Origin of the sequence: Actinomadura roseirufa (assembly GCF_900659635.1) — a bacterium.
Taxonomy (GTDB): Bacteria; Actinomycetota; Actinomycetes; order Streptosporangiales; family Streptosporangiaceae; genus Spirillospora; species Spirillospora roseirufa.
This window is the reverse complement of the sequence record NZ_CAACVB010000105.1, coordinates 1-26,595: the sequence shown is the minus strand read 5'-3', so window position 1 is coordinate 26,595 and position 26,595 is coordinate 1. Positions and strand designations below refer to the sequence as shown.

Below are 26,595 nucleotides of genomic sequence, written 5' to 3'. Positions count from 1 at the left end.
CAACCCGTCTACCAGGAGCTTCGCTACGTCATGAGCCGAACTGGCAACCTGCGATCACGCTGTGATCAGAAGGCATCCACCAAGGATGAAAAAGCTTCAGTGCAACGGATACTGAAAAAGGCCCCGTGTGCCGTCACCGTTCCCCCAAACTGCGGCTTCCAGTACGCCTGGTGCCCGCCCGCATGAACCCGTTTACATGAACGCCCCCGTCAGTCCCCTCCCCGCTGCGACGCGCCTATCGCCGCCGTAAGTCCTCGTTCGCGCAGCGCCGCGCGCATATGGCAAGAGCCTAGGCGCCGGGGGGCTCTTTGGTCACTCCGACTGGCGCGGGGGGTCGATGGAGGCGCGCTCCTTCGCTTTCTCGAAGAAGGCGTACAACGCGTCTCCGGCGAGCAGCCGCACTGGCCGCGCCGCTCCGAATGGCGCATTCCAGAACTGTCCTTCCCGTGCTTCCCAGGGCCCTGCGTAGGCGTACGGTTCGCCGAGATAGGTGTCACCGGGTGACACACCGTAGTTGATCTCGTCCACGGTGATGGCCAGGTCGAAATGCTCGGGCCACAGCACCGGGGCGACGTCCGGCGCGAACCGCACGAGGGCCTCTTGGGCGCGGCCGAACCCGTCCGCGATGCGTGCCGCCGTCGGCACGTCCACGCTCAGGACGTCATCCGGCCCGACTCCGCTGCCGTCGTTGTACAGATCCTGTACACCGCCCGCCTCGACTCCCGCCGCCGCGGCGAGTTCCCGGCATGTCGCCCCGTTCAGCGGGATTTCCCTGTCTCCGGCCACGAGTTCCGTCCCGACCACGCGCAGGTCCGGTGACCGCACCGTCCCGAAGCCGCCCGCGACGACCCCCAGTTCGATCGAGCCGCTTTCCCGGTACTGGGGCCCGGCCAGAACCCATTCCGCCACGCCGTGCAACGACCGGCGGGTCGACGCCAGATCTTCCCTGTTCACGCTGCCGCTCCTCCTCTAAAGATCTCCCACTACCGAACCGTCACCCGTCCTACCCGCAAGGCAACGATCGTTCTCGGCCGCATGCCGTGCCGCGCGGCTGCTCTACGGTGCGCCTCCGCCTCCACCGGAGACGTGTCCGCGCTCCGTTCCGGCAGCGCCGCCGCGTGGTCACCTCCCGGCACCGCAGAGATCATCGTTTCCCCTGCGCTTTCCTCAGTTTTGCGGGGGTGCCTCCACCGGCCACCTCGGGGACAGAGGTTCGCCGCACTGACGAGCCCTCCACCGGGAGGATGGCCTGTCTCCTTCTCTCACACACCTCTCTGTGCTGGGTTGGGGGTTTCCTATTCGAGTTGGGCATCACACTTGAGCGTGATGTGGGACGTGTGATCTGGGGTTCCGGAGTGCCGTCCCTTTCTGGTCGCGGTGGTATCAGTGTTGCCCCAGGTAGAAGCGGCTGCCCTGGTCGTCGGCGCATTCGGCCGTCAGGCCGTAGGGCTGCCGTGTGGGGTCGGTGGAGGTGCCACCGGCGTCGCGGACCCGGGTGACGGCGGCGTCGATGTCGTTGACGGAGTACATCGGGACGACGACCGGCCGCTCAGCGCCGCCGTACAACCCCGTCATGGGGTGCACGGCGGCGCCTCCGAGACGGACGTCCCAGCCATCGGGACTGTGGCCGGGGGTGAACTCCCAGCCGAGCACGGCGCCGTAGAAGGAACGGGCGCGGGACGCGTCGGGGAAGCCCAGCGTGAAGTAGGAGATCTCGCCGTGGCCGGTGGCCGTTTCGATGATCTCCGAGAGCCTGGCCTCGACCGGGCTCGTGCTCTCCGGGGGTTGGTAGATGGAGAACGGCATGCCCTGGTCGTCGGCGCACATCGCGGACTGCCCGTACGGCTCGTGGGTGGGTTCTTCGGCGTCGCCTCCGGCCTCTCGGATGCGGCGAACCGTCTCCTGGATGTCCTTGACCGGGAAGGAGAGGAAGGTCGTTCGCTCGGCCCGGCCGCCTTGGAGCCCGATGTGCTGCTGTGGCAGGCCTTCGACCTGGCGTCCGGCCGCGCCGCCCGCCGGGACGGAGCGCCAGCCGAGAACCGATCCGTAAAAGGCGGCGGCCCTCTCGACGTCCGGCACCCAGACCGAGGCGTAGCCGATGTCGCCCTGGCGAAGGCGAGGGCGCGGGGGCTCAGGCGGGGTCGTGATCATCCAGCGGTGGCCGAAGGGGTCGTTGACGACGCCGTTACGGCCGTGCGGGTAGTCGGCGACGGGACGGGCCGGTTCGGCGCCGGCCTCGACGGCGCGAGCGAAGACCACGTCGACGTCGGGGACGGCGAGGTAGAGCGACTGGCTCGGGCCGCCGCGCGCCTTGGGGCCGAGAAGGCCCAGCTCTGGCCATTCGTCGGCCAGCATGAAGACCGAGTCGCCGATGGCGAGTTCGGCATGGCCGACGCGGCCGTCCTCCATCAGGGTCGGCTCGCCGAGAACTCGGGCACCGAAGGCGTCGGCGTACCAGCGCAGGGCGCGCGTCCCGTCGTCGACGCACAGGTACGGGGTCAGCGTGCGTACCCGCGGGGATGCTTCGTGCGCGATGGTCATGGTGTCTCCCGTGTGGTGGAGCAGGGCGCGCCGCAGGCGGTCGCGCAACCGTGCCGCGAAGACGGGGTCCGGGTCGACCGGCACCACCGGTGCGTGAAGAGCCTCCAGTGGATCAGTCATCGTGGCCCCCCTCTCTGTCATGTCGCCCGGGGGCCGGGCCCCCTGGTGGAGTCGTGTCGGTGTAGGCCTGCCGGAACGCGGCTTTGGCGCGTGTCAGCAGTGCTTCGGTCGCGCCGGGCGTCCGGCCCAGGTGCTCGGCGACCCGGGGGACGGGCAGGCCGTCGAGATACCGCAGCGTCAGGACGGCCCTGTGGTGCGGGCCCAGCGTGGCCAGCACTTCGCGGGCGTGAAGCGCGTCCACCTGCGCGTCCCAGGGGTCTTCCGCTTCGTCGAGCCCACCGTCGAGGACCTGCAGCCCGCGCTCCTCCCGTGCCAGCCGACGCCAGTGATCGGCCAGTTTGTGCCGAGCGACGCCGACCAGCCAGGCGGTGGACAGGTCCGGCGGGGGCTCCTTGCGCAACGCCTCCACCGCCGCCAGGAAGGTCTCGGCGGTGAGGTCCTCGGCCAGGGCACGCCGGCCGCAACGGGACAGCAGGTAGCCGTAGACCTCGGGCAGCGCCGTGTCGTAAAGGTCGAGGAGCGCCGGCCCCGGGTCCGGCTCGAGATGTCCCGGGTGGTTCATACCCCTCCATCGCTCGGCGGGCCGGTTTTCCGACGGGCGGGGGGTGAAAAATCTTGTACCCGTCTCGAACGATGATCACCATCGAGACGCGTGACTCTCACCTGTGATGGCTCATGATGAGAGCTGTGGACCGGCTGGAATCCCTCACGCTGTACAGCGTCGATGACGTGCGGCTCGATGCGGGGCACCTGCGAGGCGACGGCGGGCTCTGCTTCGTCCTGGCCCACGGGTTCACGTGCTCGTGGCGGCAGCCCGCCCTCCGGAGGATCGCGGGTGTGCTCAACCGGCACGGAGGCGTCGTCGGGTTGGACTTTCGTGGTCATGGACGTTCCAGCGGGCATTCGACCGTCGGTGACCGTGAGGTGCTCGACCTTGACGCCGCGGTGTCCGCGGCGCGCCGGAGGGGGTACACGCGAATCGTCGCAGTGGGCTTCTCCATGGGCGGAGCGGTCGCAGTTCGTCACGCGGCCCTGCACGGTGGGATCGATGCCGTGGTCTCCGTGAGCGCTCCTGCACGCTGGTACTACCGGGGGACGGTTCCGATGCGGCGGGTCCACTGGGCGATCGAACGTCCCGCAGGCCGTATGGCGGTTCGGCTCGCGCGAGGCACACGGATCGCGTCAGGGGGCTGGGATCCGGTACCGGAAGAGCCTCACGAGGTCGCCGGACGCATAGCACCCGCGCCTCTCCTGATCGTGCACGGCGATGCGGACTCGTTCTTCCCTCTTGAGCACGGCCGGCAGTTGTACGAGGCGGCGCGAGACCCGCGCGAGCTGTGGATCGAGCCGGGGTTCGGTCACGCCGAGATCGCCGCCACTCCGGGCTTGATCAATCGCATCGGCATATGGGCCTCTGAAGCCGTCGGTGCGCCGCGTTCTCAATCGGCCCAGTGACAATGCCTGCACCATCGACGGGCTTTCGGACTCTCATTGGCCTCTTGTGGGCTCCAGTCTCTCTTGTATGACCGGTTAGGCCAAGATGGGCTTTCGTGTGAGTCTGCAGGGCGCGGTGACCTCGCTGCCCGCAGCTGCCAGCAATTCCTGGACGTGATCCCGGGCGGACGACTGCGTCCGAGCGAAAGGCTTCCGCGCACGCGGGACCGCCTGGAGCCTCGCGCCGCACAGTCGGCAGCCGCCTGCAACCGCCCGGTCCAGGAAGATGAGGGTCTTGGCAAGGCATTTCCGGAGGGCCACACGTGAGTACGCGCAACGACGCGTGCTCATGCTGGCAGCGCTTCGCTAGAACTTCGACGCTCTCTTTCAGCCGGTCCCGAGCGAGGGACTACATTTCCGTGCCCGGCCCTGGGCTCGGGTGCCCTCTGGGGAGGTCATCGCCCGTGCACGGGAAGCGCGAGGGGCGGGCGAGTCACTGGCGAAGAGTCACGTGACGAGCGCGATAGAGGCGGGGCTCGTCACCGGCATGCAAGGTGCCTGCCCTTTTTCAGCATGACCGCGCCGCATGGCACCGCGCCGAGGGGGCCACGTATGCCGAACGGAAACGACGGTGCCGCGCACGCATGCTCAATGAGTGCTCTCTGCTCCTCACGTATGCGGGATGAGGTCCCCGTCCTGAATCCGAACCGAAACCAGCTCGAAATCTTCATAGAAGCGCTTGTGGCAGAGAAAGCGGTGGCTTCGGTCGCTCAGCCAATCGAGAAGCGTCACCGGATGCCGGAAGTCGTCCGCGTGGATCTCCTGGCGGCTCGTCAGAGCCCACCCGCTGTGGTTGCCTTCACGGCGCGTGAGCTCCGAGACGAGGGCGCCACCGATCCGGTGGGCGGGACCTCTGCCGGCCAGAGCCGGAAAGGGACGATTCTCAAGGACCCAGTTGCCGTGCCCGTCGGCCACGGGTTCGCCGTTCTCGCCAAGGACGACCTCCGCGTAGTCGGTCACGATCGTCAGGGTCGACGGCTCCGGCCCGAGTCCGAGATGCCACCGTAGCTCCGCCAACTCCTCGTCCGATAGATCATCGGGAAGGTCAGCTGTCACCAATACCTCGTACAAGTCGGCCATGTCCGCACCCTAGCGTGATCTTGAGGCGCGGACATTCAACGCGGGTCACGTCCGCGGAAGCCGACCGGTGGCTCCGCCGCCGTCGGCCGCGTCGAGGCCCTCGAACGGGCGGGCCGGTCCGCCCCCGGCTGGCCCCATCGATGATCACGAGCGCGCCGAGGCGGGCCAGAGCAGTCCCGAGGTGCTCAATTTGATCACCTGTGGGCCTCTGACCTGCGTCGATCGTGAGTTATCCACATTTTCGAGACCCTCTACCGGGTGTTTCGCCGAGCGACCATCATCAGTTGTCGTGACTGAACTCGACATCATCTCGAATCGATCTTCCGGCGAGCCGGTCTGTGCCGCCGGCCGTGGCATCCCCCATGTGTCGCAGAGCGGATCTCCACTTGTTGAGCGCGCGAAAGCGCTCAGCCATTTGGTGCCCGAGGAGGCCGTGGTCGCGCGCCGGACCGCTGCGTGGATCTGGGGCCTCGACGTCTTACCGCCGGGAGTGAATCAGGCTGACTGCGCGGCCGAATTCATCAGGCCACTCGGATTTGAAACCGACCTCGATCCACCCTCGCTCGCTCCCGAGAACGTGGAAGTCCCTCAGGAGCACGCACTGGAAGTGGAGAAAATCCGTGTCACATCCCTGCCCAGAACCGCGCTGGACTGTGCGCGCTGGCTGCCGCGCATCGAAGCGGTCGCCGCACTGGACCAGTTTCTCCGCCGCGGCGTTGAACGCGACGAACTCAGAGAGATGGCACGGGTCCTCTCCGGCTATCGCGGTAACAAGCGACTGCGCGAAATCGTCCGCCTCGGCGATCCGGGGGCCGCCTCACCTGGCGAGAGTTGGACTCGGGCGACCATTGTGGACGCGGGTTTCCCGAGCCCGCGCACCCAGGTGCCGGTCCCAGGGCCGGGCGGCCGGTGGTTCTACGTGGACCTCGGCTATCCCGACTTCCGCGTCGGGGTCGAGTATGACGGTGAACGTCACCACTCCGGTCGGGAGGCTCGCGCCCACGACCAACGGCGCCGCCGGTGGCTCACCACGGAGATGGGGTGGGAGATCATCCCCGTCACCAAGGAATTCCTGTCAAGGCCCGCGCCCTACCTGGAGGCCTTGCTCACCGCCATGTTCCAACGCGGTTGGAACCCGCCGGAGGCGACTGTGAACAGGATCAGCAGGCGGCTGAGAACCCTCTCCCGCCGCCCTCGCTGATGGCCAGTGCCAGAGCCGTGCCGGCTCCGCTATTCACGCCAGCCGTCACGGAGAGCAGAGCCGGAAGGTTCGTTGAGGGACCAGGGGCGCTATCCGGAAGTGAGGAGGAAGGGCCGGATGTGAGGAGGAAGGGGCCGGGTGGAAGGAGCGCCGGGAGGAAGGAGGGCAGGGAAGGAGGAAGACCAAAAGGAGGAAGACCGGCAGGAGGAAGGCCCCGGGGAGGAAGGAAGGCAGGGTAGAGGAAGGGCCGGGCGGAAGGAGGGCCGGGAGGAGGAAGACCGGCAGGAGGAAGGAGGGCAGGGAGGAGAAAGGGCTGGGTGGAAGAAGGCCCCGGGAGGAAGGAGGGCAGGAAGGAAGAAGGGCGGGGTGGAAGAAGGCCTGGGGATGAAGGAGGGCAGGGAGTGAGGAAGGAGTTAGGGCGCGGACTGATGGTCGCTTTTGATACGGCCGTCAGTGGCGACTAGGGAAAATCGCGAGATTCTCAGCCGGAAGGGAGGGCTCATCCCCGGGGCAGGGTTCTCATACAACGGGTTCACCGGTCTTGCGATCGCCCGGTGGCCGTGAGTTCAGAGAGCCGAAGTTGGAAAGCCAATACGTACAGCGGCGGTGCGGATCTCCTGCGGCGGCCGGAGGACATGCGCGCCATCGAGGTCAACGTGTCGGGGTTCAAGGCTGCTGCTGGTCCAGTTGGGCCACGAGACGCTTGGGGGCGATGAGGCGATAGCTGTCTTCGATGAGCTCGGTGAGCTCGTCCCAGTCCTGGTCGACGTCCAGGCGGGCGCCCACCCAGCCCTTGCTGCCGACGTACTTCGGAACGAAGAAGCGTTCCGGGCTCTCGGAGACGAGGGCGTCCTGAACACCGGGTCCGGCCTTGAACATCATCGAGAGGCCGTCCTCGCTCGTCATCAGGAACAGCTTGTCGCGAACCCTGAACGAGGGGGCCGTGTGGCCGCCGAAGGGCTTCTCCGTGGCCTCCGGCAGGGACAGGCAGAGGCCGCGGAGCCGGTCTGTCGTGTCCAGGTCACTCATGGGCGTTGGCCTTCCTCGGTTGATGTGGACCGGAGATCTTAGGGACCGATGAGCGGTCAGTCGACGAGAGAACGGTGTGGGCGGAGTACACAGAACTCGTTCCCCTCAGGGTCGGCGAGCACCACCCAGGAGACGTCGGGCGACTGCCCGACGTCGGCGTGGCGAGCTCCCAGGGCGAGGACGCGCTCCACCTCGGCGGCCTGGTCGTCGGGATCGAGGTCGATGTGCAGACGGTTCTTGACCGTCTTACGCCCCGGGTCACGAATGAAGCACAGGCCCGGATAGCTGTGCTCGTCCGCTCCGACTATCACTTCGTCGCCGTCCTCGGAGCGGTACAGGATCGGCTGGTCCAGAACCGCCGACCAGAACTGCGCGAGCGATGACGGATCGATGCAGCTGATGACCAGGTGATAGAGGCGAGAGCCCATGATCCGGATGCTATCCGCCCAGGGTGACAGCGGTTGCGGGGAGGGGGTAGCTGATCTGTGAGCCGCAAGCCTGCGGCGGCGAGGCGTGAGTGGTTGACGAGAGATGAGGGAGGGAGGCGTTCCCTAGACGCTCACCAGCCTTACTGGCGTCGTTGACGCGTCGTTCTCACTTGCGCCACGGGAGGTCTGGTGAACGACAGGTTGCGGCGTGCCCTTTGCCGATACGCGTCTGACCGAGGTGGGCGTTGCGGGTCGGTTAGGCGTGGATCCCAAGACCGTTCAGGATGGATCGCGGGACGCGTGCCGCATCCGCGTCATCGGACGGGGGTCGCCGCGCTGGTCGGGTGTGAGGAGGCGGACCTGTGGCCCCAGCTCGCGATGGCGAGCGTCCGGGCCGAGCCGCCGAAAGTCGAGATCCTCTCCAGCTATCCACACCGGTGGCGACGTCATGTCGCTGGGGCTGGTGGCTGCCTTCGGGCTTGGGGCCGCGCCGCGGTGATGGCAGCTGTAGTGCTGTCAATCCCTGCAGTACTGGCCCCGGCGAATAGCCGATGTGGGGGTGTCGCGAGCCGCGGCGCTCGCTTGACGTCCTCCTTGGATATTCGCGCCCCTCGCCACTGGAGGCAGGTCATTCGAAGCGCGCCGCGTGTGTCGCCGGGCGGAACCGTTGCCCGTGCTGCTCGACGTTGTCGGTGTGCCAAGCCGCCGGGCGTGAGGTTCCGGCCGTGTTGTCAGCGGGAGGGCTCACCGGTGAGGCGACCGCTGTGGTGTGCTCCTGGGCGAAGGGCGAAGGGCGAAGGGCGAAGGGCGAAGGGCGAAGGGCGAAGGGCGAAGGGCGAAGGGCGAAGGGCGAAGGGCGAAGGGCGAAGGGCGAAGGGCGAAGGGCGAAGGGCGAAGGGCGAAGGGGGTGGTTTTGTTGACGTCCGCGCACCGGGCCTTGCCTCCCCACGGGCCTCGGCCGGTGCGCGGACGCTGCGGGTTCTACTTCGCGGAGACCGGGATCGGGACGGTCGGGATCATGTACCCCTGGTTCACCGGTGCGGTGTGCGCGACCAGGGCGCCGGACTGGGCCAGCGTCAGCAGGTTCGGCAGCGAGTAGAGGTCTGCGGCCTCGAGGTCGACCTCGTAGCCGAGATCCTGGAGGCTCGCGACGGTCAGCCGGCTCAGCGGGTTTCCGGCGGAGCCGACGAAACCGGTCATGAGCTCGTTGGCGAACACGCTCTCGCGCCAGTGGACCCGGGCCGTGCCGCCGCCGCCCTGGTTCTCCACCGGCACCGGGAGGGGGTCGCCACCGAGCAGCGCGCCGTACTCGGTCATCGCGGCGAGGCCCTCGAAGACCGGGTTGGTGAGCGCGTCCGGGTCGTCGGGCGGCGGGCTGACCAGGCCGAACAGGCCCCACATGCTGCCGATGCCGAGGACGTGGCCCATCTCGTGGGTGATCACGTCGAGCAGGGTCCCCTCGGCCTCCATCTGGTCGAGGTCGGCGGTGTCGAAGGCCATGTGGCCCTTGCACGGCTGCTGCCAGGTGCCGTCCGCCGCGCGGCGCGCGTGGGTGGGACCGGCCTGCCCGAGGACGTGACCGACGCCGTCGATCGCCTGGCCCTGGGCGAGGATCAGCACGTCGTCGATGAGGTCGCCGTCGATCTCGATGTCCGGCAGGTCGCCGACGATGACGCGGGTCCAGCGGTCGGCCGCCCCGGCGAACGCGTCCTGCTGGGCGGTGGTCAGGCCGCCCAGGAAACGGATCTCGATGGTGAACGGCGAGTCCGTCTCGGCTATTTCGGCGGCCCGTGACGCTTCGGCCCTTGCCAGGTATGTCTCCATGCCACGACGATCCGCTTCTCTGGTTCCGCTGGCATGAGCAATGCATACTCAAACCCCGGCGCGGGGCCCGGGGCTTCCTCTGCGGCGGGGCTGCAGGAGGCCCGCCCGGGTGCGGCGACGTGCGGCCCGCGGATGCCGGTGTGGTGTTCGGTTCAGTGCGGTTTCAGGCTGGGCGAGTGCGGAAGTCGGTCACTGGGCGTTTGCCGTCGTCGAAGATCTTAGGTGTGGGCTGTGGAGGGGGAGGTCTGCCGGAGGCTGCGCATCCTCATCGTGGCGGGTGATCTTGTCCTCGGCGGGTCGTGCTCTTGGCGGTGGAGGCCTGCCCTGGTGTGGGGACGTGCGGTCTGCGGCTGCTGGTGTGGTGTTCGGTTCAGTGCGGTTTCAGGCTGGGCGAGCGCGAGAGCCAGTCATCGGGTACGTGCCGTCGTTGAAGACTTCAGGTGTGGGCTGTGGGGGCGGGTCTGCCGGAGGCTGTGCAACCTCATCGTGGCGGGTGATCTTGTCCCTGGTGGGTCGTGCTCCTGGCGGTGCAGGCTTGCCCGGGTGCGGGGATGTGCAGTCCGCGGATGCCGGTGTGGTTTTCGGTTCTGTGTGGTTTGAGGTTGGGCGGGTGCGGGGGTCGGTCGTCGGGCTTGGATGGTCGTTGAAGGTTTCAGGTGTGGGGTGTAAGGGCGGGTCTGTTGGAGGTTGTGCTTCCTCGTCGTAGTGGGCGTTTTTGTCCTCGGTGGGGCGTGCTCCTGGTGGTGGAGGCTCGCGTTCATGGCGTGTGTAGGTGGTCTAGGGCCGCTGGTATTTCTTGAGGTTCTTGAGGACGCTGCGGTCGCCGCGGGCCGACTCGGGCGCGTGGATGTTCTTGGGCGGGGGCGGCAGACCATGCGGGTGGGGTGGGACTGCGGGCTTGTACTCGGGCGTCCTCGTTCTCTTGGGCGCACATCTATCGGCTGCGGGCGATGACGGTCACGGTCGTTCGGCTCGGGGTCAGCCGGGGTGGTCGCAGAGGCCGAGGCTCAGCATGCGCGTCACCGCCACGGTGCGGTTCGGCGAGTCCAGTTTGGCCAGGATGTTGGCCACCAGGCGTTTCGCTCCGTGCTGGGAGATCGACAGGCGGCGCGCGATCTGCTTGTTGCTCAGTCCGCGGGCGAGCAGGGGGAGGACCTCGTGCTCGCGGGGCGTCATGCGGGGCGGGGCGGGATCGGACGGTCCGAGCAGCGAGCGGGCCAGCGGCGCCGGGATGGGGACCTCGCCGTCGGCGACGCGCGTCAGGGCGTGGCGGAGCTCGGTGCGGCCCAGGTCACCGGTGCTCAGGAAGCCGCCGCACGCCAGCCCGGCCAGCCGCCCGGCGCGGGGAACGTCGCCGCCCGGGACGAGCACCAGGGCGCGGACGCCCCTGGACGCCGCGTCGTGCAGGACGGGCCGCGCGGTCTCGTCCAGGTCCCGATGGGAGACGATCAGGACGGTCGGCGCGGCGCGGGCGGCGCCCTCCACGGCGGTCTCCAGGTCGTCGGCGCTTCGCTGGTCGCGCACGACGTCCAGGCCCTGGAGCATGCGCTCCAGGCCGTAGCGTTCCAGCCCGTCGCGCAGATGCAGGACGACGTTGATCGTGTCGGCCATCTGGACCCCCCGGTTCCGTTCGGCGTTCCGCGCGGACTCCATGGTCGCCGACGCGGCTACCGGGGGCCTTCGCGGTGTCTAACGCCGGTCCGCGGAGTCCGGCCGGGCGAGCCGGCGGGCGGCGAGGACGACCGCGGCGCGGCGGCGGGCGTGCTCGTCCTCGTCCACCGTCGCGACGCCGGTGAGCATGCGGGCCATCTGCGGGACGGCGAACCACCACGCGGCGAGCGAGATGGTGAGGAAGACGAGGGAGGCGGCGTCGGGCTCGGAGTCGAGGACGCCGTCGCGCTGGGCCGCCGCGAAGGCCTCGACCTTCTGCCGGTAGTAGGCGGTGCGGCCCTCCTCGTCCGGTACCTCGCCTTGGAAGGAGAGGCCCTCCCAGTGCAGGAGGCGGGCCAGATGCGGGTGGGCGGAGTGGTAGTCGAAGGTGCGCCCGGCGAACTCGCCGATGTCGTCGGCGCGGATCGACTCGAGCGGGACGGCCGCGGCGATCTTGGCGAGCTCGTCCGACAGGACGGTCGCGAAGAGCCGCTCCTTGTCGCCGAAGTAGTTGTAGAGCCGCTCCTTGTTGACGCCGGCGCGCCGGGCGATGCGGTCCATGGTCGTGCCGTGGGGTCCGTGCGCGGCGAACTCCTCGGTGGCGGCCTCCTTGAGGCGGCGGCGGGTCTCGGCGGTGTTCCAGGCCACCCTCGGAGCATAACTCCAACCGGATCGTTGACGATGCGTCCGGGGCGGACGTACGGTGGAAGTCCAACGATTGAGTTGGAGGTGGGATCGTGTCCGTGCAGACCGCACAGCGGACCGCACGCGCGCGCAAGCAGCGGATCGCCCAGCTGTTCGAGCGCGTCATCACCCTCGGTGAGCTGGACCTCGCCGACGAGATCTTCGCTCCGGACTTCATCTGGCCGCAGTTCGGCCTCCGGGGCCCGGACGGGGTCCGCGCCTGGGTGCGCGCCTTCCGCACCGCCTTCCCGGACGTGGTCGACCGGGTGCGCGAGCAGTACTGCGACGGTGACGTTGTGGTGACCAGGGTGGCGCTGACGGGCACCCAGCGGGGCACCTACCTGGGGATGCCGCCGACCGGGCGCCGCGCCGCGTGGACGGCGGTCGGCATCGACCGCTTCCGCGGGGACCGCGTCATCGAGCGGACGGCGCTGTTCGACCCGCTCGATCTCATGCGCGACCTCGGCCACACCCGCATCGATCTGGGCGGATGACCTCCGGCCGGCCCGGCGGAGCCCAAGCCCGCGGGGCCGGGGGAGGCCGCCCTCGCCTGCCAACCGCACCGGAACGGAGGCCGCCGACATGAGCACGAACCGTGCCACGGTGGCGACCATGGCCGTCGCCACCGGTGCCGTGATCGCCAATCTCTACTACGCCCAGCCGCTCGAGGAGACGCTCGGCCGGCAGTTCGGCGTCTCGACGGGCGCCGTCGGGATCGTCCTGACGCTGATCCAGGTCGGCTACGCCGTCGGGCTGGCCACGCTCGTCCCGCTGGGCGACCTGCTGGAACGGCGCCGGCTGCTGGCGGTGATGCTCGCCGGCGGAGTCGCCGGGCTGGCCGGGATGGCGCTCGCGCCGTCCTACGCCGCCTTCGGCGCCGCCGCGGTGCTGGTCGGCCTGACCTCGGTGGCGGCGCAGATCATCGTCCCCTTCGCCGCGCACATCGCGGGGGAGGGGCGCCAGGGACGCGTGGTCGGCACCGTGATGAGCGGGCTGCTGCTCGGCATCCTGCTCTCCCGGACGGTCGCGGGACTGGTCGCCTCGGCGCTCGGCTGGCGAGCCGTGTTCGGGCTCGGCGCCGTGGTGACGGCGGTGGTCGGCGTCCTGCTGTGGGTGAGCCTGCCGAAGCTCGCGCCCACCGCGCGGATGCGGTATCCGGCGCTGCTCGGCTCGGTCCTGTCGATCGTGCGCGAGGAGCCCGCGCTGCGGTTGCGGATCGTGTACGGGGCGCTGTGCTTCGCGTCCTTCAGCGTGTTCTGGGCGAGCGCGGGCTTCCTGCTGGCGCGCGCGCCCTACGACTGGAACGACGCGCAGATCGGCGCGTTCGCGCTGCTGGGGGCGGCGGGAGCGCTGGTCGCGAAGGTGGCGGGACGGCTCGCCGACCGCGGCCTGGCCCGGTACGCGACGGGCGCGTTCCTCGTCGCGATGGCCGGTTCCTACGCGCTGCTCGGCCTCGGCGCGCACGACGTCGTCGCGCTGGGCGCCGGCGTCGCCGTCATGGACCTCGGATGCCAGGGCGTCCACATCAGCAACCAGAGCCTGATCTACCCGCTGCGCCCGGAGGCCCGGAGCCGCATCAACACCGCCTACATGACGGTCTACTTCGTCGCGGGCGCGGTGGGAACGGCTCTCTCGACGGTGCTGTACGCCTCCTACGGCTGGACGGGGGTGAGCGCGCTCGGCGCCGCTCTGCCCGCGGCGGCGACGGCCGTGTGGCTGGTGGAGATCGGGCGCCGTGGGGCGCCCGCGAAGGCCGCGCCGGCGGCGGACAGGCGGGTGCCCTCCCGGACCTGACCGCGGGGACGGCCCCGCGGACGGCGAGATCGCCGGTGCCACGGCGCACCGGCGATCTCGCCGTGCGCCGTGCCCGGCGATTCCCGTCGTTTAATTTTCTGCTTTTCCGGTGAGCGTCGGATAGGTGATCGATAAAGGGTCGTTCCGGTGAGCGGACAGGTCGGGAAACGGGCGGTATGAACCCACTCCCACCTGCTACGATGGCAGACCCGCACCCCGCATGTGCGATTCGGCCACCGAATCGCCGTCATCTTCGCGAACATTCTGAAGGGCTGAGCGAATTGATTCGGTACGGGGTTCTGGGTCCGCTGCGCGTCGCACGTGAGCGGCCCCTGGCGCTCATCGGCTCGCGCAAGTCGCAGGTCGCGCTGACGCTGATGCTGATCAAGGCGACGGAGATCGTCTCGACCGACGAGATGATCGCCGAGATCTGGGGACAGTCGCCTCCCGCCCGCGCGTCGGCCGGGATCCACGTGGCCATCTCCCAGCTCCGCAAGTACCTCGGATCGCCCGGCGGCACCAGTCCGATCGTCACGGCGGCGCCGGGGTACATGCTGCGGCTGGACGGCGCGGAGCTCGACCTGCGGGCGTTCCAGCGCCGGCTGGAGCGGGGCCGCGAGGCGGCCCGCGCGCACCGCGACGAGCTCGCGCTCCGCGAGCTGGAGGGCGCGCTGGAGCTGTGGCGCGGCCCGCTCCTGCTCGACCAGCGCGACGGGCCGCAGGTCGGCGCGTTCGTCACCTGGGCCGAGGAGGCCCGGCTCGACTGCGTCGAGATGATGGTGGACGCCGCGCTGCGACTCGGACGGCACCGGGAGTACATCGGGATGCTGCAGCGGATGGTCGCCGAGCACGCGCTGCACGAGGGGTTCCACTACCGGCTGATGCTCGCGCTCTACCGGTCGGGACGCCGCGCCGACGCCCTGCTGGCCTACCGCGCGGCGCGCGAGACGCTCGTCCGCGAGCTGGGCCTGGAGCCCGGCGCGGAACTGCGCCGCCTGAACCAGGCGATCCTGCAGGACGAAAGGGTCACCGACCTCCGCGGCGCCGCCTGAGCCATCGACCGGACGCGCCTGTGCGGTGGTGCTTGCGCGGTGGTGTTCGAGTTGTGCTGCTTGTGGGGCGGTGCTCGACTGGGGGTGCCTGTGTGGTGCGGTCTGTCGAGGGCTTGCGCGCCGGGTGAGGGATCGTGTGGTCAGTGTCTGTGCGGTGCCGCTCGTGTCCCTGGTCTGGTCGTGGCTGGGGAGTGCCGCTGCTCGTGTGGTGGGGCCTGGCCCGGGTGTTTGCGTGGTGATGTGCGGGGGCGGCGGTGCGGGCGTGTGCCCCGCGGACGGGGTCGTCCGCGGGGCACGTGTGGTGAGCCGGTCTCCGTGTGCGCGGAGGGTCCAGGATCACGCCGCGGTCCTGGCCAGCCGGGGCCAGCCGTGCCGTAGCGCGTGCTCGCCGAGCGCCGGGTCGTCGCCGACCATCACCGGGTTCCCGACCAGCTTCATCAGCGGCACGTCCGACAGGTGGTCGCCGTAGGCGTACGAGGCGTCCAGCGACAGCCCGTGCAGGGCCGCCGCCGCGAGCACCGCCGCGGCCTTCCGGTCGCCGATCATCGGTGCGGCGACCCCGCCGGTGTACCGCCCGCGCCGCACCTCGGGGCGCGAGCACAGCACCACGTGCGCCCCGACGTGCGCGGCGAGCGGGTCGAGGCAGGCGGGGAACGACCCGGACACCAGCACGATCAGGTCGCCGCGGCCCGCGTGCCCGCGCAGCAGCGCGAGGACCTCGCGGTCGAACAGGCCGCCGCGGTCCAGTTCGGCGGCGAACCACGCGGCGCCGGACCCGGCGACCTCCGCGACGTCGCGCCCGGCGAGGGTTCGGTAGAACGCCCGGCCGGTCACCTCCCGGGGGAGCCCGGACGCCTTCAGGGCGCGCAGCTCCGCCATGACGCGCCGGTACTCGGCGGGCGGCCGGTCGTGCTCCAGGAACCGGAACATGCTCTTGACCGTGATCAGGGTGTCGTCGACGTCGAAGAACGCCGCGCGCCGGGCGCCGCTCACCCCGCCGCCCGCGTCCGGTCCCGCTCGAACCGCAGGTCCTGGCGCCCGTAGTCGGCCTCGGCCAGCTCGATCGCCCGCTCGGCGGTCATCACCGGCCGCAGGTCCAGGAGCCCCGCGATGGTCCACAGGCGCTCGGCGATGCCGCCGCCCACCACGTGGACCGGCGGGCCGAGGCGGTTCAGCGTCTCCAGGATCATGCCGTCGCAGGTCGTGCGGAACCGGTCGTTCATCGGCCGGTGCCCGTCCGCGCGCATGGGCAGCTCGTGGCGCAGGTGGACGAACGCGTCATAGGTGTCGCGGACGTGCCGCTGGAACGCGTGCCCGAGCTGGACGAACACCTCGGCGAAGAAGTCCGTCTCCGCCGACGGCGGTCGCTCGCCGCCGTCCGCCGTCACCGCCGGGTCGATGCCGTGGACGACGCGCGCCGTCCCGTACGACCACTCCTGGAGCGAGCAACCGTCGGACACGAACGCCCCGTCGAGCATGCGCTCGTGGACGGCGCGCTCGGTGTGCCGCCGCACGACGAGCTGGACGAACTCGGCGGCCGTGCACTCCGCGAGCGTCTTGCCGGGAACGGCGTCCGGCAGGATCTCGCGCATCGTCAGCGCCTGCGTCCGCGGCAGCCCGGTGTAGTGCGACAGCGCCATCGTGGTCAGGGTCTTGCCGGACGAGTACGTACCGGAGATTCCGAGGTTCATCGGCGGCCCTCCTGCCGTCGCGCCGCGCGGGCGGCGCCCGCGGGCAGTTCGTGGGCGAACGAGCAGCGCAGCGACACCCCGCCGCACGTTCCGGCGATGTCGGCGTTGCGCCAGGTCGCTCCGCGCAGCGGCAGCAGGTGCCGCCCGGTGATCTCGGTGCGCGCGGCGAGCGGCCCGTCGAAGGGGCGGCGGGCCGGCCCCGCGTCCAGGACGGCCCGGAGCATCCACAGCGTGTTGCTGTCGGCGCGGCTGACGCCGTCCATCTCGTACATGAGGATCTGGGCGAGCTGAAGGTTGACCACGAACGCGTCGATCAGCGAGAAGGACGGCTGGTAGGCGCCGTCGATGCCCTCCTCCGGCGCCTTGGAGCGTTCCACTACGACGGTTCCGTCCGCTCGCGGGCCGCCCATGTCGACGCGCACGTCCTCGATGCGGTGGCCGCGGTCCTTGAAGCCCTCGCCGTAGAAGCGGCGGATCCCCGGGCCGAGGAGGTCGTCGAACGACCTGCGGCCGGCGGCCGGGTGCCCCGCGCCGTTCGGGGCGGCGCCGGCCGCGCCGCCCCCGGCGTGGTGCTCGATCTCGCAGCGGGCGCGCATGACGCCGCTGGAGCACTCGAACACCGACACGCCGCCCGCGCTGCCGCAGTACGCGGCCTTCAGCGGGACGGCGTCCAGGTCCTCCTGCGGGGACGTGCCCGCGCGGAGGGCGACGCGGCGGAGGCGCGCCGCGCGCCGTGCGCCGGCGTCCAGCCCGCCGGCGTGCGCGAGGTGCGCCTCGGCCAGTTGGACGGCCAGCACCAGGCTGTCGACGGTGCTGAGGTGCGGGCGGAGGTCGCCCGACCCCTTCTTCGACCAGTCGCCCGGATACGCCAGCGACGCCGTGCCGGTCACGCCGCCGGGAGAGACGGCGAGGTCGCGCACGTCGTAGCGGACGCGCCGGTACCCGTGGGAGAAGAACCGCGTCTCGCCGGGCCCCAGATAGTCGTCGACGGATGCGAGCGTCATCGTGTTCATGAGGTCAGTGCCCTCTCGTAGGCGGCGGTCAGGTCATCGGGCGTGCGGACGTCGGCGATGCTCGCGCCCTCCGCGAACGGGTCCACGCCGAGCTCTCCCTCCAGCGTGATGACGAGGCGGGCCAGCAGCAGCGAATCGAGCCCGAGGTCGTAGAGCCCGTCCGCGGGGCCGACCGGGCCGCTCTCGCCGGTGGCCTCCGCCAGCAGGGCGGTGATCTCGCGGTCCACCACGGTCCGCACGTCGTTTCCGGTCAACATGTGATCCCTCCGTCGACGATGGTCGTCTGGCCGGTGATGAAGGACGCCGAGGGCGAGGCGAGCAGCAGGACCACGTCGGCGATCTCCTCGGCCGACGCGAGCCTGCCGAGCGGCGTGCGGCGCCGGATGCGCTCCCTGTTCCGCTCGGTGACCTCGGCGGTCATCTCGCTGTCGAAGAACCCCGGCACCACCGAGTTCACCCGGATCCCCAGCGGACCCACCTCGCGTGCCAGGCTGCGGCCGAAGGCGTCCATGCCGGCCTTCGCCGCGGTGTACACCGCCACCCCCCGGTGGCCGCGGACGGCGTTCACCGAGGAGATGGTCAGGATGTGGCCGCCGCCCGTCCGGCTCATCCGCCGGGCGCAGGCCTGCGCGAGCGTGATCGGGGCGACCAGGTTCGCGGCGACCAGCCGGTCGATCTCCCCGGGCGGCGTGGTCAGCAGCAGCGAGGCGTGCTGGAGCAGCCCCGCGTTGTTGACCAGCAGGTCGATCGGGCCGAGCCGGTCGGCGGCGGTCCGCACGAACGCCCGCAGGGTGTCCGGCTCGGCGAGGTCCGCGGGCGCCCACAGGAAGCGCCCGGGCGCCGCCCGCTCGGTCCGCTCGACGAAGTCGTTGCGGGTCCTGCTGAACGTCGCGACGCGCCGCCCGTCGGCCAGCAGCCGCTCCACCAGGACGCGGCCGAGGCCCCGGCTGCCGCCGCTGACGACGGCGGTGCCGCTCACGCCGCGCTCCTCAGCTTCTTGAACCGCCCGGAGTGCTGGTCGGCGTCGGAGACCCCGACCACGGCCGGCACCTTGTACGGTTCGAGGCGCCGCCCGCAGTGCTCGCGGACGCGGCGGGCGACGGCCCGCTCGTCCTCCGGCTCGACCAGCTTGACGGTGGCCTCCACCACCATGCCGGTGACCGGGCTGGGCCGCCCGCGGGCGATCGCGTCGGCGACGTTCGGGACCTCCAGCAGGACGCTCTCGACCTCGCTCGGGTACACCTTCTCCCCGCCCACGTTGATGATCTCCGAGCGGCGGCCGAGGATGCGGACCCACTCGCCGTCCACCTCGACCATGTCCTGGGTGTCGAAGTAGCCGTCGGCGTCGAACGGCGCGGGCGCGTTGAGGTAGCCGAGCATCGCCATGTCCGACCGGATCCACAGCACCCCGTCCACGATCTTGTGGTCGAAGCCGGCGTCGCCGAGCTTGACCCACGGGGTCGCGTCGCCGCGCGAGCGGGTCGGCAGGATCCCCAGCTCCGACAGGCCGTAGGTCTGCTTGAACCGCACACCCGGGAACGCCTCGGTGATCCGCCGCAGCGTCGCCGCCGGCATCGGCTCGGTCCCGTAGGTGACGAGCCGCAGCGCGGACGTGTCGTGGCGGGTGACGGCGCCCGTGACCAGCAGCATCGTCAGGAACGTCGGCGTGGTCGGCAGGACCTCGGCGCGGTGCGCGGCGATCGCGGCCAGCACCCCGTCCGGCGTCCGGTCGGGCACCGTGATCACGGTGCCGCCCTGGCTGAGCGTGTGCAGGAGCGTGTTGACGCCCCCGATGTGGTCCAGGTTCAGGAACGAGAGGGTGCGGCGCGGGCGGGCCGGCTCCCCGTAGCGCCCGAGCACCTTGGCGAGGTCGAGGACGGACGCCTTGCTGTGCCCGGTCGTCCCGGACGAGAACAGCACCAGGCCGCCCGCCGGGAGCCGCCCGTACAGCTCGTGCGCCGCCCGGCGGCCGGTGCGGGCGGGCCCGTGCCGCCCGCCGTCCACCGTGATCACGTACTCCACCTGCGCGATGTCGTGGAACTCGGCGCGCCGGCCGGGCGGCGGGTCGCTGAGCGGCACCACGATCGCGCCGCGCTCGATCAGGGCCAGGAACGCGGCGCAGCAGTCCGCCGAGTAGGGACCCTCCAGCGCCACCACACCGCCGGGTTCGACGCCCACGGCGGCGAGCCGGCGGCGCCACAGCGCGGTCAGGGCCAGCAGGTCGTCGTAGCCGTAGGTCGTCCCGTCGAAGACGATCGCGTCGGACGAGCCGAAGCCGTGCATGCGTTCGAGGAACGGATGGGTCACTTTCCCTCCCGGTCGCAGGTGGAATGTCATGCCTTCGACCGTAGGGAGGCGGTGCTTTTCCCAACAGCTCCCAAAACGGGGTAGCCGAACGGCTACCCCGGGCGGGACGGAGCGATGCTCCGGCCGTCAGAAAAGGGTCGGCGGTTCGGCCGGGACCGGCTCGGGAAGCGGTTCCAGGCCGGGAACGCGCGCCCGCACCTCGTCATGGAAACGGCGGGCGAGCGTGAGCGCCTCGGCATTGTCGGGGGTGTGCAGGAAAACGGTCGGTGAGCGGCCTTCGCGCAGCCAGTCGGCGACGATCCCGACCCAGGGCCGCCATCCTTCGACCGTCCGCTCGGTGTCGTCGCGGCCGAGGTACCGCACGATCGGATTCGCGGTCAGGGCCCGTGAGCGGCGCGGCACGCGCGGCTTCTTCGTCCACGCGTCCCGCTCGGCGTCGCTGGTCGGCGGGCTCTGGAACAGCGTGACCGTGTCGAAGGGCACCCATTCTGCGCCCGCTCCGGCGAGGAGCCGCTCGAGCATGCCGGCCGAGCGCGGTTCGTCGAAGAAGGCGCGATGCCGCACCTCGACGGCGATCGGGTGCGTGCGGGGGAGACCGCGCAGGAAACTCGCCAGGCCACCGAGATCGTTCGGGCCGAACGATCCCGGCAGCTGTATCCAGAGGGCGTGGGTGCGCGAACCGAGCGGCTCCATCGCGGAAAGGAACGCGCGAAGGTCGTCCTCGGCGCCGTTGAGGCGGCGCTCGTGCGTAATGGTCTTGGGCAGCTTCACGACGAAGCGGAAATCGGGTTCGGTCTGCCGTGCCCACGACTCCACCGAGTCGCGCGAAGGCGTCGCATAGAACGTCGTGTTGCCTTCCACTGCGTTGCACCAGGACGCGTAGGCCCGCAGCCGCTCCTTAGAGGGAAGAGGATGGGGTAGAAAGCGCCCCTGCCATGGCGCATGAGTCCACATCGCGCATCCCACGTGAAGCCGCATGCACCAGACGTTATCGAAGGCCACGGGGGTTCCGTGCCCGTCCCGGCGACGGCGGTGCCGGGACGCGCCGGCCGCGTCGGCGCGAAGGCCTTACCAGCGCGTTTCGCTGTCGTCACTGAGTGAACATTCTTGGCACGCCATGCCTAGGGCGGCCGAGAGAGCGCGGCATACGATCCGGGCAGTCCAGAGGAAGGTGCTCCCATGACCACCGACGCTCCCGTCATCGAGAACGCCCCCGCAGAGGACCCGGTGACCCGCTGGGTGACCCCCGACTACCAGGTCGTGGAGACGTCACTCGAGGTCACGGCCTACTTCGGCGCCGAGATCTGAACCGCCGGCGATGCGGTTGCTGGTCCTCGGCACCGCGGCGGGCGGCGGCGTGCCCCAGTGGAACTGCGCGTGCCCGGGGTGCGCCGCGGCCCGGGCCGACCCGGCGCGGCGGCGGCGCCACGCCTCCCTCGCCGTGGAGGCGGACGCGGGACGCTGGTACGTCGTCAACGCCACACCCGACATCGGCGAGCAGATCGAGGAGTGCGCCGCACTGCGCCCTGGCCCGTCCGGGCGCGCCACGCCCGTGGCCGGTGTGATCCTCACCGACGCCGAGCTCGACCACACCCTCGGCCTGCCACGGCTGAGGGAGGCGTCGAGCCTGCGGGTCGCCGCCACCGGGACGGTCCGCGCCGCGCTGTCCGGCGGCCTCCGCCTGGACAAGGTCCTCGGCCCCTACTCGGGGATGTCCTGGACGGCGCTTCCGGAGAAGGGCCTTGAGGCGCTCGACGATGGACCGTTGGAGGTCCAGGCGATCCGGGTGTCGGGCAAGCGGCCCCGCTACGCGGCCGACCTGCCCGGCGACGCCGGGGACGCGTGGGTGGTGGCGCTGCTCGTCCGCGACCGGCGGGACGGCGGGTCCGTCGTCTACGCCCCCGCCCTGGCGGCCTGGCCGGACGAGCTCGACCGCGCCCTCCGCGACGCCGACTGCGTCTTCGTCGACGGAACGTTCTGGGACGACGAGGAGCCGCGCCGCACCGGGATCTCCAGCAAGACGTCCGGCGAGATGGGTCACCTGCCCATCACGGGGCCGGGCGGCACGCTCGCGCGGATGGCCGCGCTGCCCGCCGCCCGGCGGCTCTACACCCACCTCAACAACACCAATCCCCTCGTCGATCCGGACGACCCGGGGCACCGGCGGCTCGCCGCCGCCGGCGTCGAGGTCGCCCGGGAGAGAGCGATGATCGAACTGTGAACACGATCTCGGTCCACCACGCCGACCCGGACGTGCAGGGACCGCCGTGGCCGTCCGCCGAGCTGGAGGACCGGCTCCGCTCGCTGGGAGAGGAGCGCTACCACCACCGGCATCCGTTCAACCTCCGCATGCACGCGGGCCGGCTGTCGCCGGAGGAGCTGCGCTGCTGGATCCTCAACCGGTTCCACTATCAGCGGCACATCCCGATCAAGGACGCGCTGATCCTGGCGAAGCTCGGCTCCAGGGAACTGCGGCGCTCCTGGATCCGCCGCATCCACGACCACGACGGCCATTCCGGCGAGGACGGCGGGATCGAGCGGTGGCTGCGGCTCGGCGAGGCCGCCGGGCTGGACCGGGGCGCGCTGCTGTCCGGAGAGGGCGTGCTTCCCGGCGTGCGGCTGGCCGTCGACGGCTACGTCAACTTCTGCGCGAACGCCTCGCCGCTGGAGGCCGTCGCCTCCTCGCTCACCGAGCTGTTCGCGCCCAACCTCATGGAGACGCGGATCGCGGCGTGGGAACGGCACTACCCGTGGGTCGAGCACGCGGGCCTCCACTACTTCCAGGTGCGCGTGAGCCAGGGCCGCCGTGACTCGGAGGAGGCGCTGCTCCTGGTGCACGAGTGGACGCAGACCCGCGGCGACCAGGAGCGCGCGCTGGCGGCGTTCGCGTTCAAGTGCGAGGTGCTCTGGTCGCTGCTGGACGCGGTGGACCACGCGGCGGGCGCGTCCGATGCCCGATGACGCGGACTGGCGCCCCGTCCTGAACCGCTCGATCGTGCTGCGCTACGACCACATCCGCGACGCCGACCTGCTGCTCATGCCCGAGCGCGCGGTGCGGCTCAGCGGCCAGGGCGGGCACGTCCTGCGCCTGTGCGACGGCCGCCGCACCGTCGCCGACATCATCGCCGAGCTGGCCGAGGCGTTCCCGGACGCCCCGCTCGCCGACGAGGTGCCCGCCTTCCTCGACCGGATCCGCGCGGAGGGCTGGCTGCGATGAGCGACGACGTCCCGGCGCCCTGGGCGCTGCTCGCCGAGGTCACGCACGCCTGCCCCCTGCACTGCCCCTACTGCTCGAATCCCCTCGACCTCGTCCCCCGGCGCGCCGAGCTCGCCGCCGAGGAGTGGGCGCGGGTCTTCCGGGAGGCCGCTGACCTCGGCGTCGTCCAGGCCCACGTCTCCGGCGGCGAGCCGCTGCTGCGCCGCGACCTCGCCAAGATCGTGGCGGAGGCGCACCGCTCGGGCGTGTACACCCAGCTCGTCACCAGCGGCCTCGGCCTCACCGCGCCCAGGCTGGAGGCGCTGCTGGCCGCCGGGCTGAACAGCGTGCAGCTCTCCCTCCAGGACGCCCGCCGCCCCGGCTCCGACCTCATCGCCGGGCGCCCGTCGTACACGGCCAAGGAACGCGCCGCCAGGGTGATCCGCGCGGCCGGCGTCCCGTTCGGGCTCAACGTGGTCCTGCACCGGCACAACCTCGACCACCTCGAAGAGATCATCGAGGTGGGCGCCCGCTGGGGAGCGGACCGGATCGAGCTCGCCAACGCCCAGTTCTACGGCTGGGCGCTGCGCAACCGCGCCGCCCTCCTGCCGACGCGCGCGCAGCTCGACCGCGCGAAGGCGACCGTCGCCGCCCGCGGCGCGGGCGGCCCCGAGCTGGTCTGGGTCATGCCCGACTACTACGAGGGCGTGCCGAAGCCGTGCATGGGCGGCTGGGGCGCGCGCTCGATCACCGTCGGGCCGGACGGCACGGCGCTGCCCTGCCCGGCCGCCTACGCCATCCCCGACCTCGCGTTCCCCAGCGTCCGGGAGAAGCCGCTCGCCTGGATCTGGGCGGCGTCCCCCGCCTTCAACGCCTACCGCGGGACGGGCTGGATGGCCGAGCCGTGCCGCGGCTGCCCTCGGCGCGAGATCGACTTCGGCGGCTGCCGGTGCCAGGCGCACGCGCTCACCGGCGACGCGGCCCGCACGGACCCGGCGTGCTCCCTCTCCCCGGACCACCACCTGGTCCGCGACCCGGCCTCGGCGGCGGACCGCGCGGCCCCGTGCCCCACCGACTTCGTCTACCGCCACCCGGCCGCCCCGTCGCACGCCCGTCCCTGAGCACCGGGCGGCCCGTCCGCCGCGTCGGAGCACCGGACGGGCGGGCGGGACGCGCGCGAAGCGGATGCATCTGAAGGGGCGTCCCTCGCCGAAGACCCGTGTGTGAGAGACGAGCGCAGGGGACGGGCACGCGCCGCGCCGAGACCGGCGGGCGTCGCCGGGGCGGGGCTGCTGGCCGCGATGGTGGTGGCACAGGTGATGTCGGGACTGCGGCCGGAGTCCCTCCGGCTGACCGGCGTGGTGGTCGTCCTGCTGGCGGGAAGCGCCGTGGCCTTCCTCGCGGGGCGGCACGGGATCCGGCGCGCGACCGCGGCGTTCGCCGCCGCCGTGGCGGCCGGGTACGCCGCCGAATGGATCGGCGTCCGGACCGGCGTCCCGTTCGGGGAGTACGCCTACACCTCGCTGCTGCGGCCGCAACCGGGCGGCGTACCGGTCGTCGTGGCGGTGGCCTGGGGCGGCATGGGACTCGCCGCGCACGCCGTCGCCACCGTGCTCGCCCCGGCCGGGGGAGCGGCGCGCTGGGCGCTCGGGGCGGCGGCGCTCACCGCCTGGGACCTGTTCCTCGATCCGCAGATGCTCCGGCTCGGCCTGTGGACGTGGGCGGACGCGGGTCCCTACCGCGGTGTGCCGGTCAGCAACTTCCTCGGCTGGCTGGCCGTGTCGGCGCTGGTCATGGTCGTCATCGACGCCGCCGTGGGCCGGGAGGCGGCGGACGCGGCCGGCGGGCTGGTCGTCCTCTACGCGGTGATGGCGGGCATGGAGACGCTCGCCTTCGCGGCGGTGTTCGAGCCGCCGGACCGGCTGGTCGCGGCGGCCGGCGGAGCGTCGATGGGGGCGTTCGCCCTGCTGGCCGGGAGGCGACGATGGCAGAGGTGATCGTGGTCGGCGGCGGGGTCGGCGGGATGGTCGCCGCGCTGCTGCTGGCGCGCGACGGACACCACGTGCGGGTGCACGAGCGGCTCGGCCGGCTCGGGGGCAAGCTCGCCGGGCACGAGCGCGACGGCTTCCGCTTCTCGCTGGGGCCCTCACTGCTCACGCTCCCCGGCGTGTTCCGGGACCTCGGCGTGGGCCGGGAGCTGCTGGAACTGGACGAGCTGTGCCGCTACCGCTTCGCCGACGGGTCCACCCTGCGCGCGTTCCGCGCGCCGGAGCGGATGGCCGCGGAGGTCGACCGGCTCGCGCCGGGGCAGGGCGCGGCGTGGCGCGCCTTCCACGGCTGGGCCGCCGAGTGCCTCGCGGCCTCGCGGCGCACGTTCTTCTCCGGTCCGCTGGGCCGCAGGCCCGACGAGGCGCGGCTCGGCGACCTGCGCGCGGTCGCCCCCGGGCGGACGCTGCACGGGCTCGCCCGGCGCTTCTTCGGCGACCCCCGGCTGCGCCAGTACGTGGGCCGGTACGCCACCTACGCGGGGTCGAGCCCGTACCGTGCCCCGGCCGCGCTCGGGTGCATCCCGGCGATCGAGCACGGCGACGGCGGCTGGTACGTGCCCGGCGGGCTGCCCGGCCTGGCCGACGACCTCGCCCGCCTGCTGGCGGAGGCCGGGGTGGAGGTCCGCACCTCCAGCGAGGTGGCCGAGGTGCTGGCCGGGCGCGGCCCGGTCCGGGGCGTCGTGCTGGCGTCGGGCCGGCGGGAGACCGCCGACGCGGTCGTGGTCAACGCCGACGCCGCGGCCCTGTACGGGCGGCTGCTCCCCGACCGGCGGAGGCTGCGCGGGCTGGCGCGGCTCGGCCCGTCGTCCTCGGCCTTCCTGATGCTGGCCGGGGTCGAAGGCCGGACCGGGGACCTGCCGCATCACACCATCGTGTTCTCCGCCGACCACAGGCGGGAGTTCGGCGACATCTTCGACCGGCGGCTGCCGCCGCGCGACCCGACCGTCCACATCGGCTGCTCCGCCGTCGACGACCCGTCCCAGGCGCCCGCCGGGGCGGAGAACTGGACCATGCTCGTCAACGTCCCGGCCGGTGACCCCGGCCGCTGGCCGGTGACCCCCGAGGGCTACCGCGACCTGGTGCTGGAACGGCTGGCGGAGCGCGGATACGACCTGTCGGGCCGCCTGCGGTTCGTGGACCTGGTCACCCCGGCTGACCTGCGCGACCGGTACGGAGCCTGGGGCGGGGCGATCTACGGCACCGCCTACCGGGGACGTCTCGCGCCGTTCCGCCGGCCCGGCAACCGGGGTCCCCGGCGGGGCCTGTACCTGGTGGGCGGCTCGGCGCACCCGGGCGGCGGCCTGCCGCTGGTCGCGATGGGCGGCCGCATCGTCGCCTCCCTGGTCGCGGAGGACTTCCCGCGGGGCCGGGCCCGGCGCGGAGGGGACCGATGAGGCCGCTGACGGCCGCCCAGGCGGCCGCCGGCGCGGTGGTGGCCGCCCG

30 protein-coding genes are annotated in these 26,595 nt (G+C 71.5%); 14 read left to right on the top strand and 16 right to left on the bottom strand.

Features of this window, described 5'->3' with window-relative positions; all coding sequences use genetic code 11:
* A partial coding sequence (locus tag E1291_RS43345) for a hypothetical protein (protein WP_207400875.1) occupies positions 1-186 on the top strand: 186 nt, incomplete at its 5' end.
* 126 nt (positions 187-312) lie between these two features.
* Here the strand turns inward: E1291_RS43345 and E1291_RS22075 are convergent.
* The 3 genes from E1291_RS22075 to E1291_RS22065 all read right to left on the bottom strand — a co-directional run bounded on the left by E1291_RS22075 (position 313) and on the right by E1291_RS22065 (position 3,223).
* On the bottom strand, positions 313-954 hold the full coding sequence (locus E1291_RS22075; RefSeq protein ID WP_207400874.1) for a hypothetical protein: 642 nt from the start codon (positions 952-954) through the stop codon (positions 313-315).
* A gap of 429 nt (positions 955-1,383) precedes the next feature.
* Positions 1,384-2,661 carry a VOC family protein gene (locus tag E1291_RS22070; protein WP_165495234.1) on the bottom strand — a complete coding sequence of 426 codons (1,278 nt, stop codon included), beginning with the start codon at positions 2,659-2,661 and terminating at the stop codon, positions 1,384-1,386.
* Positions 2,654-3,223, bottom strand: coding sequence for an RNA polymerase sigma factor (locus E1291_RS22065; RefSeq protein ID WP_131739870.1), 570 nt, complete (start codon positions 3,221-3,223; stop codon positions 2,654-2,656). The genes E1291_RS22070 and E1291_RS22065 overlap by 8 nt, the downstream gene beginning before the upstream one ends.
* A gap of 116 nt (positions 3,224-3,339) precedes the next feature.
* Between E1291_RS22065 and E1291_RS22060 the strand changes: the two genes are divergently transcribed.
* Positions 3,340-4,116: an alpha/beta hydrolase gene (locus tag E1291_RS22060; RefSeq protein ID WP_131739869.1), complete on the top strand. Its 777-nt coding sequence runs from the start codon at positions 3,340-3,342 to the stop codon at positions 4,114-4,116.
* Positions 4,117-4,764: 648 nt separating this feature from the next.
* On the opposite strand, the gene E1291_RS22055 is transcribed toward E1291_RS22060, so the two are convergent.
* A complete protein-coding gene (locus tag E1291_RS22055) occupies positions 4,765-5,235 on the bottom strand; it encodes a hypothetical protein (RefSeq protein ID WP_131739868.1) in 471 nt (156 codons plus the stop codon).
* A 289-nt stretch (positions 5,236-5,524) separates the two neighbouring features.
* Between E1291_RS22055 and E1291_RS22050 the strand changes: the two genes are divergently transcribed.
* Positions 5,525-6,436, top strand: a complete 912-nt coding sequence (locus tag E1291_RS22050; protein ID WP_131739867.1) for a type IV toxin-antitoxin system AbiEi family antitoxin — start codon at positions 5,525-5,527, stop codon at positions 6,434-6,436.
* 138 nt (positions 6,437-6,574) lie between these two features.
* Complete coding sequence (locus E1291_RS22045; protein WP_131739866.1) at positions 6,575-6,841, top strand: hypothetical protein; 267 nt, start codon at positions 6,575-6,577, stop codon at positions 6,839-6,841.
* A 261-nt stretch (positions 6,842-7,102) separates the two neighbouring features.
* Here E1291_RS22045 and E1291_RS22040 read toward each other — a convergent pair whose 3' ends face one another.
* From E1291_RS22040 to E1291_RS22015, 5 genes are all read right to left on the bottom strand, one after another.
* A complete protein-coding gene (locus E1291_RS22040; RefSeq protein WP_131739865.1) occupies positions 7,103-7,465 on the bottom strand; it encodes an MmcQ/YjbR family DNA-binding protein in 363 nt (120 codons plus the stop codon).
* 56 nt (positions 7,466-7,521) lie between these two features.
* On the bottom strand, positions 7,522-7,893 hold the full coding sequence (locus tag E1291_RS22035) for a VOC family protein (protein ID WP_131739864.1): 372 nt from the start codon (positions 7,891-7,893) through the stop codon (positions 7,522-7,524).
* A 981-nt stretch (positions 7,894-8,874) separates the two neighbouring features.
* Positions 8,875-9,717, bottom strand: a complete 843-nt coding sequence (locus tag E1291_RS22025) for a leishmanolysin-related zinc metalloendopeptidase (protein WP_131739862.1) — start codon at positions 9,715-9,717, stop codon at positions 8,875-8,877.
* A gap of 978 nt (positions 9,718-10,695) precedes the next feature.
* Positions 10,696-11,328: a helix-turn-helix transcriptional regulator gene (locus E1291_RS22020; protein WP_207400872.1), complete on the bottom strand. Its 633-nt coding sequence runs from the start codon at positions 11,326-11,328 to the stop codon at positions 10,696-10,698.
* A gap of 78 nt (positions 11,329-11,406) precedes the next feature.
* Positions 11,407-12,015, bottom strand: coding sequence for a TetR/AcrR family transcriptional regulator (locus E1291_RS22015; protein WP_131739861.1), 609 nt, complete (start codon positions 12,013-12,015; stop codon positions 11,407-11,409).
* 89 nt (positions 12,016-12,104) lie between these two features.
* Between E1291_RS22015 and E1291_RS22010 the strand changes: the two genes are divergently transcribed.
* The 3 genes from E1291_RS22010 to E1291_RS22000 all read left to right on the top strand — a co-directional run bounded on the left by E1291_RS22010 (position 12,105) and on the right by E1291_RS22000 (position 14,897).
* The gene (locus tag E1291_RS22010; protein ID WP_242614302.1) at positions 12,105-12,545 is read left to right on the top strand and encodes an ester cyclase; all 441 of its coding nucleotides are present in this window, start codon (positions 12,105-12,107) and stop codon (positions 12,543-12,545) included.
* Positions 12,546-12,633: 88 nt separating this feature from the next.
* A complete protein-coding gene (locus E1291_RS22005) occupies positions 12,634-13,845 on the top strand; it encodes an MFS transporter (protein WP_207400871.1) in 1,212 nt (403 codons plus the stop codon).
* A gap of 281 nt (positions 13,846-14,126) precedes the next feature.
* Positions 14,127-14,897 carry an AfsR/SARP family transcriptional regulator gene (locus E1291_RS22000; RefSeq protein ID WP_207400870.1) on the top strand — a complete coding sequence of 257 codons (771 nt, stop codon included), beginning with the start codon at positions 14,127-14,129 and terminating at the stop codon, positions 14,895-14,897.
* Positions 14,898-15,233: 336 nt separating this feature from the next.
* Here the strand turns inward: E1291_RS22000 and E1291_RS21995 are convergent, their stop codons facing one another.
* The 7 genes from E1291_RS21995 to E1291_RS21965 form a co-directional block, all read right to left on the bottom strand.
* The gene (locus E1291_RS21995; protein WP_242614301.1) at positions 15,234-15,890 is read right to left on the bottom strand and encodes an HAD family hydrolase; all 657 of its coding nucleotides are present in this window, start codon (positions 15,888-15,890) and stop codon (positions 15,234-15,236) included.
* On the bottom strand, positions 15,887-16,588 hold the full coding sequence (locus tag E1291_RS21990) for an AAA family ATPase (RefSeq protein WP_131739860.1): 702 nt from the start codon (positions 16,586-16,588) through the stop codon (positions 15,887-15,889). The genes E1291_RS21995 and E1291_RS21990 overlap by 4 nt, the downstream gene beginning before the upstream one ends.
* Complete coding sequence (locus E1291_RS21985; RefSeq protein ID WP_207400869.1) at positions 16,585-17,592, bottom strand: AvrD family protein; 1,008 nt, start codon at positions 17,590-17,592, stop codon at positions 16,585-16,587. Before E1291_RS21985 ends, E1291_RS21990 begins: the two co-directional genes overlap by 4 nt.
* Before the next feature lie 5 nt (positions 17,593-17,597).
* Complete coding sequence (locus tag E1291_RS21980; protein WP_131739858.1) at positions 17,598-17,858, bottom strand: acyl carrier protein; 261 nt, start codon at positions 17,856-17,858, stop codon at positions 17,598-17,600.
* The gene (locus tag E1291_RS21975; RefSeq protein ID WP_131739856.1) at positions 17,852-18,580 is read right to left on the bottom strand and encodes an SDR family NAD(P)-dependent oxidoreductase; all 729 of its coding nucleotides are present in this window, start codon (positions 18,578-18,580) and stop codon (positions 17,852-17,854) included. Before E1291_RS21975 ends, E1291_RS21980 begins: the two co-directional genes overlap by 7 nt.
* Positions 18,577-19,908, bottom strand: coding sequence for a class I adenylate-forming enzyme family protein (locus E1291_RS21970; protein ID WP_131739854.1), 1,332 nt, complete (start codon positions 19,906-19,908; stop codon positions 18,577-18,579). The genes E1291_RS21975 and E1291_RS21970 overlap by 4 nt, the downstream gene beginning before the upstream one ends.
* Before the next feature lie 126 nt (positions 19,909-20,034).
* Positions 20,035-20,886, bottom strand: coding sequence for a DUF72 domain-containing protein (locus tag E1291_RS21965; protein WP_131739874.1), 852 nt, complete (start codon positions 20,884-20,886; stop codon positions 20,035-20,037).
* Between the two features lie 201 nt (positions 20,887-21,087).
* Between E1291_RS21965 and pqqA the strand changes: the two genes are divergently transcribed.
* The 7 genes from pqqA (at position 21,088) to E1291_RS21930 (ending at position 26,546) form a co-directional block, all read left to right on the top strand.
* The gene (pqqA, locus tag E1291_RS21960; RefSeq protein ID WP_131739852.1) at positions 21,088-21,216 is read left to right on the top strand and encodes a pyrroloquinoline quinone precursor peptide PqqA; all 129 of its coding nucleotides are present in this window, start codon (positions 21,088-21,090) and stop codon (positions 21,214-21,216) included.
* A gap of 10 nt (positions 21,217-21,226) precedes the next feature.
* On the top strand, positions 21,227-22,129 hold the full coding sequence (gene pqqB, locus E1291_RS21955) for a pyrroloquinoline quinone biosynthesis protein PqqB (RefSeq protein WP_131739850.1): 903 nt from the start codon (positions 21,227-21,229) through the stop codon (positions 22,127-22,129).
* Positions 22,126-22,869: a pyrroloquinoline-quinone synthase PqqC gene (gene pqqC / locus E1291_RS21950; protein WP_242614299.1), complete on the top strand. Its 744-nt coding sequence runs from the start codon at positions 22,126-22,128 to the stop codon at positions 22,867-22,869. Before pqqB ends, pqqC begins: the two co-directional genes overlap by 4 nt.
* The gene (gene pqqD, locus E1291_RS21945) at positions 22,859-23,125 is read left to right on the top strand and encodes a pyrroloquinoline quinone biosynthesis peptide chaperone PqqD (RefSeq protein ID WP_131739848.1); all 267 of its coding nucleotides are present in this window, start codon (positions 22,859-22,861) and stop codon (positions 23,123-23,125) included. The genes pqqC and pqqD overlap by 11 nt, the downstream gene beginning before the upstream one ends.
* Positions 23,122-24,225 (top strand): pyrroloquinoline quinone biosynthesis protein PqqE, encoded by a 1,104-nt coding sequence (gene pqqE, locus E1291_RS21940; RefSeq protein WP_131739846.1) that lies wholly within the window; start codon positions 23,122-23,124, stop codon positions 24,223-24,225. Before pqqD ends, pqqE begins: the two co-directional genes overlap by 4 nt.
* 102 nt (positions 24,226-24,327) lie before the next feature.
* Positions 24,328-25,101: a carotenoid biosynthesis protein gene (locus tag E1291_RS21935; protein WP_242614298.1), complete on the top strand. Its 774-nt coding sequence runs from the start codon at positions 24,328-24,330 to the stop codon at positions 25,099-25,101.
* The gene (locus E1291_RS21930; protein ID WP_131739844.1) at positions 25,089-26,546 is read left to right on the top strand and encodes a phytoene desaturase family protein; all 1,458 of its coding nucleotides are present in this window, start codon (positions 25,089-25,091) and stop codon (positions 26,544-26,546) included. The genes E1291_RS21935 and E1291_RS21930 overlap by 13 nt, the downstream gene beginning before the upstream one ends.
* The last annotated feature ends 49 nt before the right edge of the window (positions 26,547-26,595 follow it).